This is a genomic window from Moorena sp. SIO3I8 (assembly GCF_010692325.1).
Lineage (GTDB): Bacteria > Cyanobacteriota > Cyanobacteriia > Cyanobacteriales > Coleofasciculaceae > Moorena.
Window position 1 is genome coordinate 1 of record NZ_JAAHHW010000011.1, and the last position, 14,668, is coordinate 14,668.

The following is a 14,668-nucleotide window of genomic DNA, read 5'->3' on the forward strand; positions in this document are numbered from 1 at the left end:
TCACCTATTTTGTCGGACAACTGGGAACCAAACCCCTAGCAGCTATGAGTTTCACCTTTCCGGTGGTGATGACTTTAGGTAGTCTAGCCATGGGGTTGGGGGTGGGAGCATCCTCTGTGATTGCCCGTGCCATTGGAGAAGGGGATCTCCAGAAAGTGCGGCGACTGACAACAGATAGTCTAACCCTGTCTCTGCTAGTAGTAGCACTCTTTACGTTGCTGGGATTAGCCACTATCGATCCCCTATTTACCGCCTTAGGAGCTGATGCCGATTTGCTACCACTGATTCGTAGTTACATGCAGATTTGGTATTGGGGAATGATTTGTCTGGTTATCCCGATGGTGGGTAACAATGCTATCCGCGCTTCCGGCAATACTGCTATTCCCAGCGTGATAATGACCGTTGCTGCATTCGTCAATATTGCCCTCGATCCAGTATTAATCCTGGGACTGGGAGGATTTCCTCGATTAGAACTGGCAGGGGCAGCGATCGCAACAGTCATTTCCCGTGCCACCACCCTAGTTGTAGCCTTGTGGTTTCTCAACAATCGCCTCCAGATGCTTTGCTTCAACCTGCCCAAGCTGAGAGTAATTTTAGAATCTTGGAAAAAAATTCTCTATGTGGGTTTGCCTGCTGCTGGAACCAGCATGGTATCTCCCATATCTATTGGTGTGATCACTGGGTTACTAGCCAGTTACGGAACAATCGCAGTCGCAGGTTTTGGTATTGCCTCACGAGTAGAATCCTTTAGCCAGATTGTCCTAATTGCAATCTCTGCCAGCATTGGACCGTTTGTAGGGCAAAACTGGGGGGCGAAAAAGTACCTCCGTGTCCATCAAGCCTTGCGTCTAAGTTTCCTATTGTGCTTATTTTGGGGAGTGCTAGTAACAGTGATTCTTGCTCCCACAGCTCCTTGGTTAGCCTCCCTGTTTAACAGCAACCCAGAATTGACACTCCCTGGTCTAAAGACGCGGGGATTCTTGGTTCAACGACTCGGCTTGCTGAACCTGGTTTTCACCAAGAACAGTAGAGACCAAATCTCCCCGAGCGTTTGGATTTAAAATCCAAGTTCCGGTGTGCCCCACCGTACTTAAGGCTCGTTCTAAAATATTGATCGCAGCATTATGATCTCTATCTAGCAAACAACCACACTGACAGATGTGGGTTCTAGTTGACAGAGATTTCTTGACTGTTTCACCACAATTAGAACAATTTTGGCTCGTATAGGCAGGGTTAACTGCAACAGTTATCTTGCCAAACTTAGTGCCAAAATACTCCATCCATATCCGAAATTTATACCAACCGGCATCATTAATAGACTTGGAAATACAGTGGTTTTTAACCATATTATTAACCCTTAAGTTTTCATAGGCTACCAGGTCGTTAGACCGGACTACGCAACGTGCAAGTCCCTTTGCATGTTCTATGCGCTACGCGCAGGCTTCGCCAACACGCTGCCTACTTATTTTAAGGTGTGTCTTGCCAAGTTTATTAATCGCTTTTTTACGGTTAGTAGAGCCTTTCTTTTTCCGAGAAACTCGACGCTGATAGAATTTTAGACGCTTTTCTCCCTTTCGGTAAAATCGAGGGTTTGGAACAGTATTGCCATTAGAGTCAGTGTAGAAGTCTTTTAATCCAACATCTAAACCAATACTGGTTCCTGTTGGTTCAACCGACTCAATAATGTCAGTTTTAATGCAAAACTGAACATAATAACCATCGGATCGACGGACTATCCTAACCCTCTTAATTAGTTTTACATCTAAACGCCATAAGTCCCATGTTCCCTTAAGCTTGAGTTTTCCTATTCCTTTTTTGTCGCTAAAAATAATCGACTTTTTGTCTGGACATAGCTTCCAGCCTGTGGTCTTATATTCTACTGAGTGACAATGCTTCTTGAATCTAGGAAATCCCTTCTTGCCGGGAACTTTTTTCTTGCAGTTATCGTAGAAACGGGCTATCGATGACCAAGCTCGCTCAGCACTGGCTTGACGAGCCATAGAGTTCAATTCATTTGCAAAGGGAAATTGCTTGGCCAAAACAGTACAATATTTGCTGATATCTGATCTACTAACGCCTTTATTATCCATCCAATACCGAATACAGCTATTACGAACAAACTTGGCTGTTCTAATCGCTTCATCTATCGCTGAATATTGTTTTTGTTTGCCGTATGCTTTGAACTCTAAAACAATCATTAGTATCGACCTTTAGCTACTACTTTAGTATACATCGGCCAGGGTAAGATTCCGTAATTCTAGAAATATTTTTTTTCATGGCTAAAAGCGCGCTACCAACCTTCATCCCCACTTTGAAAAGACGGGAGACGGGGGACGGGGCTTTCGGTTTCTGAATCCCTCGTAATATCAAAACTGTCTTAGCCTTAAAGAAAAATTAAGTGTCTGCTGGCATGGTTCAGCTTTGAAGTAAGCGATCAGCTTTCAGGTTTCAGTTATCAGCTTTCAATTTTCAGCCATTCCCGTAGCGTGGCCAAGGCCAATGGCTGACCGCTGACCACTGACTACTGACTACTGACGGCTGATGGCACCTCAAGTAGCGTGCGCGTAGCCCATAGGCTTACCTTCTGATTTCACTGCTTCCAGCTCCCAAGCTCCCTAAAAACATGTACCTCACCTAATTGCGCTATATAAAACAAGAGTGTTCGGCAGCTTGCAAAACCTTTTGGATGTCAATACCAATGATTAATTTCTAATCCTTTTAACCGATATAGCGCTACGCGCAAGTCAGAAGTTAAAAGTCAGAAGTCAAAAGTAAGGTACGACTAGGTTTCGGAGTTTAGAAATGTCAAACATCTTAATGCGTAGTGCTATATATAGCGTTTATTATAGCAAGGAAGTACACAGTATTTTTTACCTCTTGCATTTTCCCTGCTCCCTGCTCCCTGCTCCCTGCTCCCTAAAACCCAGAACGAAAGTACATCATGAGTTTTATTATTGCTATAAACTATGATAGTTACTCAATCGTCTTACCAATAAAAAAGTTAACTACTAGTTACTTAAATATCTAACACTATTATTTGTAAATAAATGTAAATATTTTTAATTATCCATTGCATTTTTACGAGGAGTTATCTATACTATAGAAGGTAAACACCGATACTAATAACCGCGCTGAGTATGCCCGTTAATCATGACCAGCGCGGCTTTCCTCCCAACCAAGTAGGAGTTACTTCTATGATGCAAAAAAAAATCACGATCATCAATCCCGGTTTTTCAGCAAGTCACCGGATCTCCCTTGGGAATACTGAATTCTGACCTCAAAGACTGTAAGCATTTAGCTTATGGGCTATAGGCACGCTACTTGAGCGGCCATGCGGCCATTGGGTGCATCTCCTCAAAGCTGATAGGAAAGCGCACCGGACTGTTTACTCCATTGATTAAACACAACTTGGAGTTCTTCGTAATCTAAATTAATCATGACTCTTCTGATTGCTGAATAAGAAGGAACACGAGCATGCATGAATTTGAAGTCTACTAATTAATTCGGGCTCGGTGGCGTTCCACAAATCTACCCAATTGTCGATAACCTCAATAACCACTGATCATCCCCATAATGATAATTAGAAGCACTAGCCATAGAGGATGACGAAGACCATGAGGATCAAGGGTGATCAAGTATTTGCAAGAGAAACGTCGATTAAGCTTTTCTTCAGGATTTGGGTATATTATCGGAATTATGCCATTTTTTCGGGCTATTGCTTCACTATAAACCTTTTTTTTCTATAATGGAATAGCCCTGCCACTGGCGAGGGGATTGGCCAAAATACCGCCGGAAATCTCGACTAAACTGAGATGGGCTAGAGTAACCCACTTGATATGCGGCCTCAGCAACTGTAGAGCCACTCACAATAAGCCTGGATGCATCATTGAGGCGATGAAGCTTAATAAACTGAATAGGGGAATAAGTCGTGATTTCCTTGAACTTGCGGTGAAACGCTGCGCGGCTCATGCCTGCTTCCTTGGCCAACTCGTCAATCGAGATAGCTTCATGAAGATTGGCTCTCAGGAAGGTCAAGGCCCGCGATATTTTCTGCATTCCTCCACCAAATACTTGGTAAACCGAGCACCCAGCCTCGCCTCGAAGAACGGCAAACATCAGTTCTTTAAGCCTACCGTTGCCGAGTATATTGAGGGCAACAGGATCATCTAGCAATTCCAGGATGCGCTGAAGTGCCTTCGTAAATTCGTTATCCCATTTGGCCACAGTTAGCCCAGGTACTATTTCGGTACTGGAGGTGCTGGAACTGTCTATAGCTGCCATGTCAATAACAGTTTCAAACATTGTGGGAGTCTCAATGCCCAACCAAAGACCAAGTAGGGGTTTTTCCGGTGATGCCTCGATCACCTCTGCCTCTACAGGAAGAGGCAGCGTACAGCACAAGTATTGGTTCTTATCATAGATTTGCGTTGTGCCGTTCAAATATGCTCGTTTCCTACCCTGGACAATGGCGCAAATGCCAGGTTCGTATACCCCTGGCAATCGTTCCACAAGGTGACTCGTTCGAAACAGTTGTAATCCCTCAATAGGGGTATCGTTTACGCCCTCGGAACTTGCGTGACGATTAATAAGATGGACAATCTTACACATATTCATGAATCTAGGATGACTTATTTTGACTATATTGATCCTTCTCTGAGATAAATAGGCAAAAAAATGAGAGGAATAGGCTTGTTTTAGAAGATTCCAAGGGATTAATCTGCAAGTAGACGCAGAGCGCTTGGGGCACATTCTAAGGTCATAAATGCTCTGTGGAGAAGTCCTGAAAATCGTGCTGAAGACTCTGCTAATCAAACTATGTAGATAGGAATAAAACATGTTTAATCTGATCCTTAATCCCGGAAAAAACGAGATTTCCTTTAAAAGCCAGGGATATACTCTAGCGGCTAATCTATATGTTCCTAGAGACTTTGATCCTTCTAACAGCTATCCAGCTGTTATCTATTCGCCTCCCTTCAATCAGGTCAAGGAACAGAGTGGTGCGATCTATTGCCACAAGCTGGCCGAGAAGGGCTATGTTGCTTTAGCCTTCGACCACGTTGGCTATGGTGACAGTGAAGGTGAAATTCGCAACTATGAGAACGCCAACATTAAGATGGAAAGCATCCGCGATGGGATTAGTTTTCTGGGCACCTTACCCTTTGTTAATAGAGATCGCCTTTTTGGCCTTGGCATGTGCGCCAGTGGTGGCTATATGGCCCTAGTGGCAACTACGGATAAAAGGCTCAAAGCGATCGCAACCGTCTCTGGCATGATGAGTAATCAAACAAGTTATTTCAAAACGATGGATCGTGAAACTGTTTGCGCTGCCATCGCAACAGCAAATGCGGGACGGCAAAAGTTTTATGAAACGGGTAAAGTCGAATACATGGATGCCCTTGGTATGGAAAGTTTGGATCTCGACTCCCTCGACAAAAAATCAGCTCAGTATGAAGGCTATGAGTTCTACATGACCAAACGGGCTGGAGCTGAAACCTATCCTAACTACTCTCACAAGTCGCCAACTTTTCTGCTGGAAACACCAATGCTAGCTGATGCTCAGTCCTATGCACCCTATCTTTACACACCCTACATCGGTATCTACGGTGAGAAGGCATTACAGGATACTGGCTCATTGACAGTAAAATTTTATGAGGCTGCAAGCGAACCGAAAGAGCTGGTTGAGATTTCAGGTGCAAGTCATGTATCGCTCTATGACATCAATGCAGATGTAGATCGTGCTATCACGGCAATGGATACATTCTTCCAAAAACATTAAAAGCTAATTTTGCCTTGAAATTAATACTGATACCAAATCCTGTTGAGATAGGTCCCTTATTATCAATTAATATTTATGTATATCAGTCTTTTCTCAATAAGAAAGGGTTCTCTGTAAGCCGGATTTGGTATGACATGGCTGAGGGGGTGACATGAGCCATGAAAAGCTTGCTGTATAAGGCTTTGAGGCCAATTAACTAAGGAAAGATACAGTCCCAAATTAACTCTCGATCCATTGTCTTGATGCAGCCGCTCATGGGGGTTTCCCCCATGAGCGCGCTGCATCAAGAAGCGCTGTAGTCTTTTTCTTTTACTTTCAAACTTTATTCCAAGAGGTAAAGCATTGGCTAACTTTTCAATGGCTAACTCTTTTGATTGATTGTAGCATAATAACTACAATATTTACTAAAATATAATTACGATCCTTTAGTTTAAATTTTAGATGCTTTTGATATAATAAGGGTAACTAACATTTTCAACAAAAATCCGTATGGGGGCTAGTGACGAATGGTTTACGCTATCAATTTGTTTATCTGCACCAGGAAACTTCACCAACTTATCAGCTGATGCCATTACTAAACTTGATGTAATCTGAGAGTTATCTTCAATTGTTAAAAGTTTTGGAAGCTATCTGTAAACTCTAAGATATTAGATCCTAAGGTGATATTATCAGCAGGTATTATTTTTTTTATTATACTTTTTCAGTCCCAAAGAAAAGTAGATACACCCTGCGCTTAGTTAATCTCTCGAATTCTTCGATTACAGAAACTGAAGCATCAAATTCCTGAGTATCCTTTATCAAGAACAATCATTGTTTGTGACGACGATAGAATCACAATCCAATTTTATTATTTCCCCATTGGTATAAGGATATGCGCGTAGCGCATATCCTTACCGATTGATAACAAACGAATTTTCTACTCTACTATTAGTAATATCCAAGACAAAAGCCGCTTGATTGATATCAACTCCTTAGGTTTTGACAATGCGGCGTGTCCCAGCTAGACCTACAGCGAATAAGCCTAATCCCAGTAGAGTGGAGGGTTCCGGTACACTAACTGGTTTGGGGTCAGAGGGGCGGATAACTTTTATAGGGGATATTGCTGTTAGTTTACTACTGCCTTCACGATTAGACCCTACACTTTGCAGACGCACTCCAAATTTTTGCTCCTCAAACATATCGAGCGTTAAGGCTTCTGTAGCGTGAGATAGGGTAAAGCTAGTGGATTGAATATCATCAGTTCCGATACCATTGGTGCCAATCTTTAAACCAAAATCGAATGAGCCAGGGTTGCTATGACCACCACCGTTCAGATTGACACCATTGCCAAGATTGCTAGTATTGGTGACCAAACTCCCGGTTACATCATTGCCACTAACACTCAAATCATTTGAGTTCAAATTGAAAGTGTCGTTAATATCGAAGAATACCCCAGTGATGTCGGCCAAGGTATCAGTCACTTCAAAGTTAAACTTAACATCATTGCCAACTTCCTCTAAAGTAATGTTGACTGTAGCGGGATCACCGGTAAACGGAGAAATATCGAAGTCAAGAACAGCCGCTTCGGCAGAGATGGCGTTCAATGTAGAAGCAGCGATTGTTACAGTAGCAGCTGCCATTAAAGAGGGCTTGATGTTCATGAGTGGTAATCCTTAACTGTTCTTAATTATCAGGATTACAGGCTGATGTTTGCATTCAGGTTAGTTCAATGTATCCGTAGTTGATGAGTTACTGTATCACTTCCGCAGATAGCCTAGGTCTAATTCCATAATGACGATAATTCCAATAATCCCGCAAAATTTTGTTGTGGTCAAAGCAGAGATTAGATGGCACTTCCCAAGGGTGAAAAATGCCCAGATTTTTAGCATCATCAGCGGCTTTGGGTTCACCAGTTGCTGTAGCTAAAAAGACAATACTAATGGTATGCTTACGGGCATCACGATTAGGGTCAGAATACACCTGGAATTGCTCAATTAGTTCAACGTGTAAGCTGACTTCTTCCTTAGCTTCCCGCACCGCTGCTGTTTCCACGGACTCGCCGTAATCTACAAAGCCACCGGGAATTGCCCAGCCTAGGGGGGGATTCTGCCGTTCTATCAAAATAATCGGTCGATGGGGTCGGTCGATTAGTTCAATAATGATATCAACAGTGGGAGCAGGATTACGGTATTGAGTAGAAGTCATGGGTTAGATCAAATCTGGTTGAGTATTTATGATATAGCAAAGGGAGTAGGGAGTAGGGAGTAGGGAGTAGGGAGTAGGGAGTAGGGAGTAGGGAAATTCCGATCAAAAATTCTCACAATTAATATTGTGAGAAATGCGATGTGTCCGATTAGCCTGACCCAAAAACTAGAGACTAGACGGAATTTTCTCTCTCGCCTGAGTTACAATAATCCTTTATTCAGCTTCACCACTACAGACTCAACTCGCCGACGATGCTTTACTGTTAAAGCTTTACCCTCAAAGCTTTACCGTCAAATTTTAAATTTTTAGTTACCAGAGGCAGTTGACATCGGTGGTGTAACTATCCCACTGAGGGGAAGGTGCTATGTTTACGCTCATCAATGCTTTATTTGCTTTGATCATGATCGGGATTCTACTCCTGATCGGCAGGTTTCTTAAACAAAAAGTTCGGCTATTTCAATCCCTTTATCTACCAGAATCTGTTATTGCTGGGGGAGTAGCATTGTTACTCGGACCAGCAGTATTGGGTGCGATCGCATCTACCCTATCAGGTACAGATTCATTACTGGCTGGGGGTCTGTTTCCGAAAACCATGGGAATAGTTTGGTCTCAGTCTCCTGGTGTCTTTATCAATGTTGTCTTCGCCGCCTTATTTTTAGGTGAAGCGATCCCCAGTCCCATAAAAATTTGGCGCAAAGCGGCACCTCAGGTCGCATTCGGTCAAACCCTGGCCTGGGGACAATATGTGATTGGACTGCTGCTAGTTCTGTTAGTCTTGAGTCCGATATTCGGTGTCGATCCCATCGCAGGTGCATTAATCGAAATTGCCTTTGAAGGCGGTCACGGCACCGCTGCTGGCATGACCGATACCTTTAGAAAATTGGGTTTTAACGACGGTGGTGACTTGGCTCTAGGCTTGGCTACACTCGGTATTCTCTCAGGGGTGATCGCAGGTACCTGGCTAGCAAGCTGGGGCAGGCGCAAGGGCTACATCCAGGCCAGCCCTGCGACCAGCGACCTACAACAGTTTCGGGATAAAATTCAAAATACAATTCAACAGACAATTCAAGGAGAACCTACTGAAGTTAGGTTAGCCAGAGCGAGATTAATGGATGGTTTACTGATCGATCCCCTGTCATTGAACCTTGCTTTTGTAGGAGTTGCGATCGCAATCGGCTGGCTAATCCTGGCAGTGCTCAAGTTCATTGAGTCAGTGACTTGGGGAGCCGGTGGCTTTCAAGTAATTGAGTATGTGCCTCTGTTTCCCATGGCACTAATTGGTGGTTTGATTGTCCAAGTCGTAACCGTGCGTCTAGGACTAGGGTCACTAATTATTAGACCCTTGCAGGAGCGCATCTCTGGGGTAGCGTTAGATGTGGTAATTGTGACCGCATTAGCGTCGATTTCCCTAAGAGTGCTGGGAAACAACCTCCTGCCATTTTTAATTCTTGCGATCGCTGGCATCGTCTGGAACATCTGGGCATTTGTTTTCCTCGCACCCCGTATACTCCCCAGATACTGGTTTGAGCGTGGCATCGGGGACATGGGACAATCCATGGGAGTGACAGCAACCGGTATTTTGTTGATCCAGATGGTAGACCCAGATAACCATACCGGTGCTTTTGAGAGTTTCGCCTACAAACAGTTGTTTTTTGAACCAATAGTAGGCGGTGGCTTATTTACTGCTGCTGCACCAGCACTGATTGTGCAATTTGGCCCTTCGGTAGTGTTACTGCTAACAACAGGATTACTAGCCTTCTGGTTAATCTTTGGTCTGTGGAACTTTAAGCGGATGAGAAAGACATTCAGGCAAGCTAATCTATAAAGGGTTAGTCCGTTATATTAGATCGTTGCCTATTGCTTAATTTTCTGCTATTTTTGACCAGCGATCACAGAATAAAATATAGGTTGGGTTGAGGTTGGTTAAATCCAATAAATCAAGGTAAAAGAAGCCAGAGATGATGTTGGGTTTCGTTGCCTCAACCCAACTACAAGATAATGCGTTCGCGTAGCGTGACCAAAGGTCAATCGCGTAGCGGCTCCAAAGGAGCATCGCTTAGTGATCGGATTATCTTGTCGATTGGGCAAAACAAATATCTTTAACAATTGAACTGATAGATTGCCGATTTTTGCCCACCTCAAGTTACGGCTAGTAGCGAGGGATTGCCTACGGCACCAGTGTGATCGCAAAAAGCTGGCAACCATCACATAATCTGTGGGAGCATGGCATCTGTGCAAATAGCTCCGATGTTTCCATGCCAAAGAATAACTCTGAAGTAAAAGACCAAGCACGAAGAATCTTGGACGCAATAGCCTTCACTCCCTTTGACCAATGCCAACTCTTGAACCGTGATTTTAGCCACATCCCTGCTCGTCCTGGCATCTATGCCATCAGGCATAAAACTGATGGACTGCTTTACATTGGTAAGACCAAGAGCTTGCGAGGTCGCTTCAGTGGTGGACACAAAGCTTTTTTGTGGGCATGGCTCGACAAATATAGCGACGAAGATGTTCGTATTGCTATGCAGACAATTTCCTACTGGCAAAACCCTGCGCTACTATTGGAGCTAGAAGCTATCATCTTGAGGGCTACCGAACCTCCCTATAATGTCCAAATCCCAATGGAGCAGTAAACTTATGCAGGTAGAACTTTTGGGGCGAATCTCCTCCACTGATGCAAAGGTCATCTTGGAACGCCTGCCCGAACATATTCAGGCTGCTCTCGTTGAGCGTGCTGCTGAAATTGAGTATCCAATTGAAGCAGTTATTGAGATGGCAATTGCCAGCTTTCTCGATACCGAAGCATTAAGTTTTGTAGACTGTAAACCGGGGCGTGGACAATAAGTCCAGCCAGTTATCATCGGTTGCAGCTAGGCAAGGCTAGGGCTGAGGTCTTATACCAAATCCGGTTACTATAGGACACATATCTTATTGATAAAATTTTGATATATATGGATTCTAATTGACTTGTTTGTGGTCTGGCTAAACCAGATTTGGTATTACTCGTCAAAACCACCGACACTTGAGAATCAGACAACATATAGGCTAAACGTTCTTGAGGATAGCCCAGATCAAAGGGAATGTAAGCTCCCCCAGCCTTTGTAGACTTTTTCAGCAAACGCTAGCTAGACAAAATTTAAGTTTTTCAGCTAATACCTGAACGTGAGGTTCACCATCAGGACGGATCCCTTGATGGATCACCCGATTGGCTGATTGAAATTCGTTCCCCTGACCAAAGTACTTTAAACTTGCAAAATAAGATTCTGCATTGCCTCAGTAATGGAACACAATTAGCCTGGTTAATCGATTTCGCTCGTCAGCAGATTTGGGTCTGGCAGGGAGATGACTTACCCATAATCTGTTCAGGAGCAGAGATTCTGCCAAGTTTAGGCATTCTACCCGAACTTACGGTCAACGGGGTAATGGCTATGACTCGCCGATCATAGCTCGTTGCCCCTTGCTTGATTTTATGCTATTTGTTGCCAGATATCAGGGAATAAAATATAGGTTGGGTTGAGCTTGGTGAAATCCAATCAATCAAGATAATGCGTTCGCGTAGCGGCTCCTTTGGACCATCGCACTTTTAAGATGATTTTGGTAAATTGTGGGTAGCATTTTTATTTATATCATGTCGGCATAATTACCCTTAATAAAAATCTCCCCATCTCCCGATCTCCCCATCTTCCCACACTTCCCACACTTCCCACCCTCCCCTTAATTATGGGTATTCAACCAGACTTGATATTAGAGGCCTTTTTGTCACTCCCCCCGGAATAACTGGCGATGATGTTCTAAACACTGCTCATGTGAATCAAACAGGATTTGATCATTAATGTAATCTCGAATAGGAATATTAGTATTTGGTCCTTTAAAAACACCTATAGAAATACGTTCCTCATCTGGTATGCGAACTCGATGTATAATTGAGTTTATCCTTCCGCCTAGCATTTTTTATAAGGTTTCAGACAGAAATAGCACCCCATACCCTGGTTGGGGATTAACGTCATGCCATTGATCATCCCAAAACACTTCTAATCCTGGCTTGTCCATCAAAATTACAGTCATCAAATCATAGTCTTTATGAGCTTTCATTCCACTATTGCTTTTCTTATTTGTATTTACATTAGCAGGATAATAGGCAATTGAGAATGATGAAGAGAGATCACTATCAATCACGACTTCCTCGAAATAGTCTTCAACACCAAAGTAACTAAATATCTCTTTTAACAGAACTATAATAATACGCTCTTCACAATAGTTTGAAATTTTAAAAACTGAATTGCGACACTCTTTAAAGGGGCCACTGGGATTATTCAACCTAAATAAAAACTGTTGAACCGAATGTATGTCATCAATTCAACGGTCGATATAACCTTCAACTTTACCATGGGCAAACCATTTTTGTTTTTGGATTTCGTCCTGCCTGAAAAAAGCTAAAGCCTCTCTTTTTAGAATTTTAAAATGTTGAAAAATTTCTGGTTCTGGTATTCTGACATAGCAGCAACCCAGATTAACAAGGGTGTTTATTTCTTCTCGCGTAACCCTATCTACAGCATTGAGAGTTGGTAGTTCCATGATTCAGAAAACAAAAAAAATAACTCAACTCAGGTAATTATACCAGGATTCTGGGAAGTTTATCTAAGTCGCGATCGCCCAATACAGTATAATAGGATTTGAGCCGCAGAAAAGACCAGTATATAGTGAACTTACAAGAGCGAATAGAATCTCTAGAAGCGAGAATATATAGTCCTTCCGACTTTCCTCTTGCCCAGTTGAGTCAAACCGAACTCGACAGTTTACTCACATTAATTAACTATAGGAATCTAGAATCAATCTACCCCTTGTCGCCGAGGCAAGAAGGGATGCTGTTTGAGAGTCTCTATGCTCCTGAATCGGCGTTGCTGAATATGAAAATGGTTTAACCAGAAAGGGGGATTTTATGATCTCTTAAATAAGAGCTGATTCGTAAAGTAAATCTTAAGAAGTCTGAAAGCCTTGCTATGATTGTCTTTTGGTTATTAAATAGTTCAAATGTTCTATTTGATCGCAAGCCTTATCCTACAAGGATTACAGCGAGTTTACGAATCAGCTCTAATAAATAATAAGCCTAATTGATAACTCCAACATTTCTTCAGATTTAGAGTAACAAAGAGTTCGTCGATGTAGTCTGGCTAAATAATGTCTCAATCTTGTATTTTTATTCGGCGTTGCTGAATCAAAGAATGCTATAATGAAAATAAAAACATGACATGCGCGGGCATTCCATAGTTTTCTTTTTAGAATACCATTTTTTTATTCAGCAACGCCCTATTTCCCACTAATATTGCACTCGATTAAGGGCCACAATTACTAACCAAGATTGCTGCTCACAGGGTAAACCAGGTGGGCGGTAGTAATAATCAAAAATCTCAAATCCTGCTTGTTCAACACAGGGAGCCAAGCTTTTATATTCCCAACCTACAACATAGCGATAGCCGGTTGGACGAACACTATAACCCTCATGATCACCACGAATCATTGACATAACTATGGCACCATTGGTAACAAGCGATCGCTTTAAATCCTTAAGTACCCTAACCATGGAAGCACGGGGAATATGAATCAGGGATGCATTGGCAAAGATCCCATCAAAGCTCTTTGGTGGCAGCTTGAGGCTCAGAAACGATTGCTGCCAAACCTCGCATCCTGAAACTTGTTGCGCCATATTCACAAATGCTGGTGTAGCATCGAGACCAATTACTTGATGACCCTGGTCTTTAAAAGCAACCAAGTCTCTACCAGGACCACCTCCTAATCCAGAATCTTGCCTGGATTACGGGGCATAGCATCCACCAAGGCGTTGCGATTTTGAGACACATCGTGATTCCAGGTGCCTTCCCGGAAAGATTCTGCTGTTGCTTGATACTCAGCAATTGTCACTATTTCGTGATCTTCCACAATAGTTCAACCTGGTAATACTCAAGCAAATTTTACTATTTAACTAATAACTGGATAATAAACTCAGCCGCAGTGATATAAATTCGTTCTGGGGGTTGCTCACCTCTAGGCACCTGAACCCACCAGCCTTGGCATCTGGGCGATCGCCACAAATCCAAATGGGCAATTGGTGGTGAAGCATAGAAACTGTCTTCCCCTGCCCCCAATAGCCCTGAACTCCAGTGGGTAAAGTAATCGTGACTAATCCGGTGGATGGGAAAATTGCCATACAGAGGGACACCCCAGCCATCAATAGCGATCAATGCTTGGATGTTTCCTCCCAGTAGCTGCCAACCCCAAGCTGCTGCGATCGCACCCACTACCCCAGCACTGAAGCTGATCAAGACTATGGGAGTCTTCACCAAACCAATGTGACGTTGCAAGAACTCTAAAATATGAATAGCTGAGTAAGCTGGGTAGTCCTGAGCTGGAAAAATTAAGACTTTCTCAGTCCAGGGACTTGATAGCTCCAAGCTTGCTAAAAAATCCTGGGTCAGTTGGGGCTCATGGATACCGGGGCAAATAATTAAGTACGGGGACATGATTAAACGCTAAAGAGGCAAAGAAGGGAAATCAGCTGGATGTGTAAGACAGTTAAGATGAAGAAATGACTATCAGGACTTACGCGGTTAAGTTGATTTCGCCCCCCTAGCCCCCCAATTCTGGGGGGTAAAGATGTCAAAGTCCCCCAGAATTGGGGGATTTAGGGGGCAAATGGGTAAGTCCTGACTA

General features: G+C 43.1%; 18 protein-coding genes and 2 pseudogenes. 8 read left to right on the forward strand and 12 right to left on the reverse strand.

The window, feature by feature from the left end; translation table 11 throughout:
• Positions 1-1,061: MATE family efflux transporter (locus F6K51_RS06450; protein WP_293019013.1), on the forward strand; the 1,061-nt coding region annotated here is incomplete at its 5' end.
• Here F6K51_RS06450 and F6K51_RS06455 read toward each other — a convergent pair.
• Positions 963-2,198, reverse strand: a pseudogene (locus F6K51_RS06455) (transposase). The gene F6K51_RS06450 and the pseudogene F6K51_RS06455 overlap by 99 nt on opposite strands.
• Positions 2,199-2,802: 604 nt before the next feature.
• Between F6K51_RS06455 and F6K51_RS06460 the strand changes: the two are divergent.
• Positions 2,803-2,970 (forward strand): hypothetical protein, encoded by a 168-nt coding sequence (locus tag F6K51_RS06460; protein WP_293019015.1) that lies wholly within the window; start codon positions 2,803-2,805, stop codon positions 2,968-2,970.
• 753 nt (positions 2,971-3,723) lie between these two features.
• Here the strand turns inward: F6K51_RS06460 and F6K51_RS06465 are convergent.
• On the reverse strand, positions 3,724-4,836 hold the full coding sequence (locus tag F6K51_RS06465) for an AraC family transcriptional regulator (RefSeq protein WP_365939917.1): 1,113 nt from the start codon (positions 4,834-4,836) through the stop codon (positions 3,724-3,726).
• Here F6K51_RS06465 and F6K51_RS06470 point away from each other — a divergent pair.
• Positions 4,835-5,776, forward strand: coding sequence for an alpha/beta hydrolase (locus tag F6K51_RS06470; protein WP_293019016.1), 942 nt, complete (start codon positions 4,835-4,837; stop codon positions 5,774-5,776). The two genes, F6K51_RS06465 and F6K51_RS06470, sit on opposite strands and share 2 nt — an antisense overlap.
• Before the next feature lie 971 nt (positions 5,777-6,747).
• Here the strand turns inward: F6K51_RS06470 and F6K51_RS06475 are convergent.
• Positions 6,748-7,416 carry a PEP-CTERM sorting domain-containing protein gene (locus F6K51_RS06475; protein ID WP_293019018.1) on the reverse strand — a complete coding sequence of 223 codons (669 nt, stop codon included), beginning with the start codon at positions 7,414-7,416 and terminating at the stop codon, positions 6,748-6,750.
• 88 nt (positions 7,417-7,504) lie between these two features.
• Positions 7,505-7,960, reverse strand: coding sequence for an NUDIX hydrolase (locus F6K51_RS06480; protein WP_293019020.1), 456 nt, complete (start codon positions 7,958-7,960; stop codon positions 7,505-7,507).
• 364 nt (positions 7,961-8,324) lie between these two features.
• Here F6K51_RS06480 and F6K51_RS06485 point away from each other — a divergent pair, with 364 nt between their 5' ends.
• The gene (locus F6K51_RS06485) at positions 8,325-9,785 is read left to right on the forward strand and encodes a sodium/glutamate symporter (RefSeq protein WP_293019021.1); all 1,461 of its coding nucleotides are present in this window, start codon (positions 8,325-8,327) and stop codon (positions 9,783-9,785) included.
• Positions 9,786-9,883: 98 nt separating this feature from the next.
• Here F6K51_RS06485 and F6K51_RS06490 read toward each other — a convergent pair whose 3' ends face one another.
• Positions 9,884-10,198: a hypothetical protein gene (locus tag F6K51_RS06490; RefSeq protein ID WP_293019022.1), complete on the reverse strand. Its 315-nt coding sequence runs from the start codon at positions 10,196-10,198 to the stop codon at positions 9,884-9,886.
• Between the two features lie 17 nt (positions 10,199-10,215).
• Between F6K51_RS06490 and F6K51_RS06495 the strand changes: the two genes are divergently transcribed.
• Together F6K51_RS06495 and F6K51_RS06500 are read left to right on the forward strand one after the other, a co-directional pair.
• On the forward strand, positions 10,216-10,593 hold the full coding sequence (locus tag F6K51_RS06495) for a GIY-YIG nuclease family protein (protein WP_293019023.1): 378 nt from the start codon (positions 10,216-10,218) through the stop codon (positions 10,591-10,593).
• A 4-nt stretch (positions 10,594-10,597) separates the two neighbouring features.
• Positions 10,598-10,804 carry a hypothetical protein gene (locus F6K51_RS06500; protein WP_071106566.1) on the forward strand — a complete coding sequence of 69 codons (207 nt, stop codon included), beginning with the start codon at positions 10,598-10,600 and terminating at the stop codon, positions 10,802-10,804.
• Between the two features lie 13 nt (positions 10,805-10,817).
• On the opposite strand, the gene F6K51_RS38325 is transcribed toward F6K51_RS06500, so the two are convergent.
• Positions 10,818-11,078, reverse strand: coding sequence for an AMP-binding protein (locus F6K51_RS38325; protein WP_075903590.1), 261 nt, complete (start codon positions 11,076-11,078; stop codon positions 10,818-10,820).
• Between the two features lie 34 nt (positions 11,079-11,112).
• Between F6K51_RS38325 and F6K51_RS06505 the strand changes: the two genes are divergently transcribed.
• Positions 11,113-11,406, forward strand: coding sequence for a Uma2 family endonuclease (locus F6K51_RS06505; protein ID WP_075903592.1), 294 nt, complete (start codon positions 11,113-11,115; stop codon positions 11,404-11,406).
• Between the two features lie 505 nt (positions 11,407-11,911).
• On the opposite strand, the gene F6K51_RS06510 is transcribed toward F6K51_RS06505, so the two are convergent.
• Together F6K51_RS06510 and F6K51_RS06515 are read right to left on the reverse strand one after the other, a co-directional pair.
• On the reverse strand, positions 11,912-12,277 hold the full coding sequence (locus F6K51_RS06510) for a 2OG-Fe(II) oxygenase family protein (protein WP_293019024.1): 366 nt from the start codon (positions 12,275-12,277) through the stop codon (positions 11,912-11,914).
• A gap of 39 nt (positions 12,278-12,316) precedes the next feature.
• Positions 12,317-12,535, reverse strand: coding sequence for a hypothetical protein (locus tag F6K51_RS06515; protein ID WP_293019025.1), 219 nt, complete (start codon positions 12,533-12,535; stop codon positions 12,317-12,319).
• A gap of 125 nt (positions 12,536-12,660) precedes the next feature.
• On the opposite strand from F6K51_RS06515, the gene F6K51_RS06520 reads away from it, so the two are divergent.
• A complete protein-coding gene (locus F6K51_RS06520; RefSeq protein ID WP_293019026.1) occupies positions 12,661-12,882 on the forward strand; it encodes a hypothetical protein in 222 nt (73 codons plus the stop codon).
• A gap of 169 nt (positions 12,883-13,051) precedes the next feature.
• Here F6K51_RS06520 and F6K51_RS06525 read toward each other — a convergent pair.
• The 4 genes and pseudogenes from F6K51_RS06525 to F6K51_RS06540 all read right to left on the reverse strand — a co-directional run.
• A pseudogene (locus F6K51_RS06525) lies at positions 13,052-13,159 on the reverse strand (IS1 family transposase); the annotation flags it as partial.
• Between the two features lie 118 nt (positions 13,160-13,277).
• Positions 13,278-13,730, reverse strand: a complete 453-nt coding sequence (locus tag F6K51_RS06530) for a class I SAM-dependent methyltransferase (protein ID WP_293019027.1) — start codon at positions 13,728-13,730, stop codon at positions 13,278-13,280.
• Positions 13,731-13,750: 20 nt separating this feature from the next.
• Entirely contained in the window at positions 13,751-13,897 is a 147-nt protein-coding gene (locus F6K51_RS06535; RefSeq protein WP_293019029.1) for a hypothetical protein, read from the reverse strand.
• Positions 13,898-13,932: 35 nt separating this feature from the next.
• Entirely contained in the window at positions 13,933-14,478 is a 546-nt protein-coding gene (locus F6K51_RS06540) for a hypothetical protein (RefSeq protein WP_293019030.1), read from the reverse strand.
• Positions 14,479-14,668 lie beyond the last annotated feature (190 nt).

What these genes read in the sequence shown, in the direction of transcription:
- F6K51_RS06460 (WP_293019015.1), top strand. Translation starts at nt 2,803, where the DNA reads ATGTCAAACATCTTAATGCGTAGTGCTATATATAGCGTTTATTATAGC.
- F6K51_RS06470 (WP_293019016.1), top strand. Translation starts at nt 4,835, where the DNA reads ATGTTTAATCTGATCCTTAATCCCGGAAAAAACGAGATTTCCTTTAAA.
- F6K51_RS06465 (WP_365939917.1), bottom strand. Translation starts at nt 4,836, where the DNA reads ATGTTTTATTCCTATCTACATAGTTTGATTAGCAGAGTCTTCAGCACG.
- F6K51_RS06475 (WP_293019018.1), bottom strand. Translation starts at nt 7,416, where the DNA reads ATGAACATCAAGCCCTCTTTAATGGCAGCTGCTACTGTAACAATCGCT.
- F6K51_RS06480 (WP_293019020.1), bottom strand. Translation starts at nt 7,960, where the DNA reads ATGACTTCTACTCAATACCGTAATCCTGCTCCCACTGTTGATATCATT.
- F6K51_RS06485 (WP_293019021.1), top strand. Translation starts at nt 8,325, where the DNA reads ATGTTTACGCTCATCAATGCTTTATTTGCTTTGATCATGATCGGGATT.
- F6K51_RS06495 (WP_293019023.1), top strand. Translation starts at nt 10,216, where the DNA reads ATGCCAAAGAATAACTCTGAAGTAAAAGACCAAGCACGAAGAATCTTG.
- F6K51_RS06500 (WP_071106566.1), top strand. Translation starts at nt 10,598, where the DNA reads ATGCAGGTAGAACTTTTGGGGCGAATCTCCTCCACTGATGCAAAGGTC.
- F6K51_RS06515 (WP_293019025.1), bottom strand. Translation starts at nt 12,535, where the DNA reads ATGGAACTACCAACTCTCAATGCTGTAGATAGGGTTACGCGAGAAGAA.
- F6K51_RS06540 (WP_293019030.1), bottom strand. Translation starts at nt 14,478, where the DNA reads ATGTCCCCGTACTTAATTATTTGCCCCGGTATCCATGAGCCCCAACTG.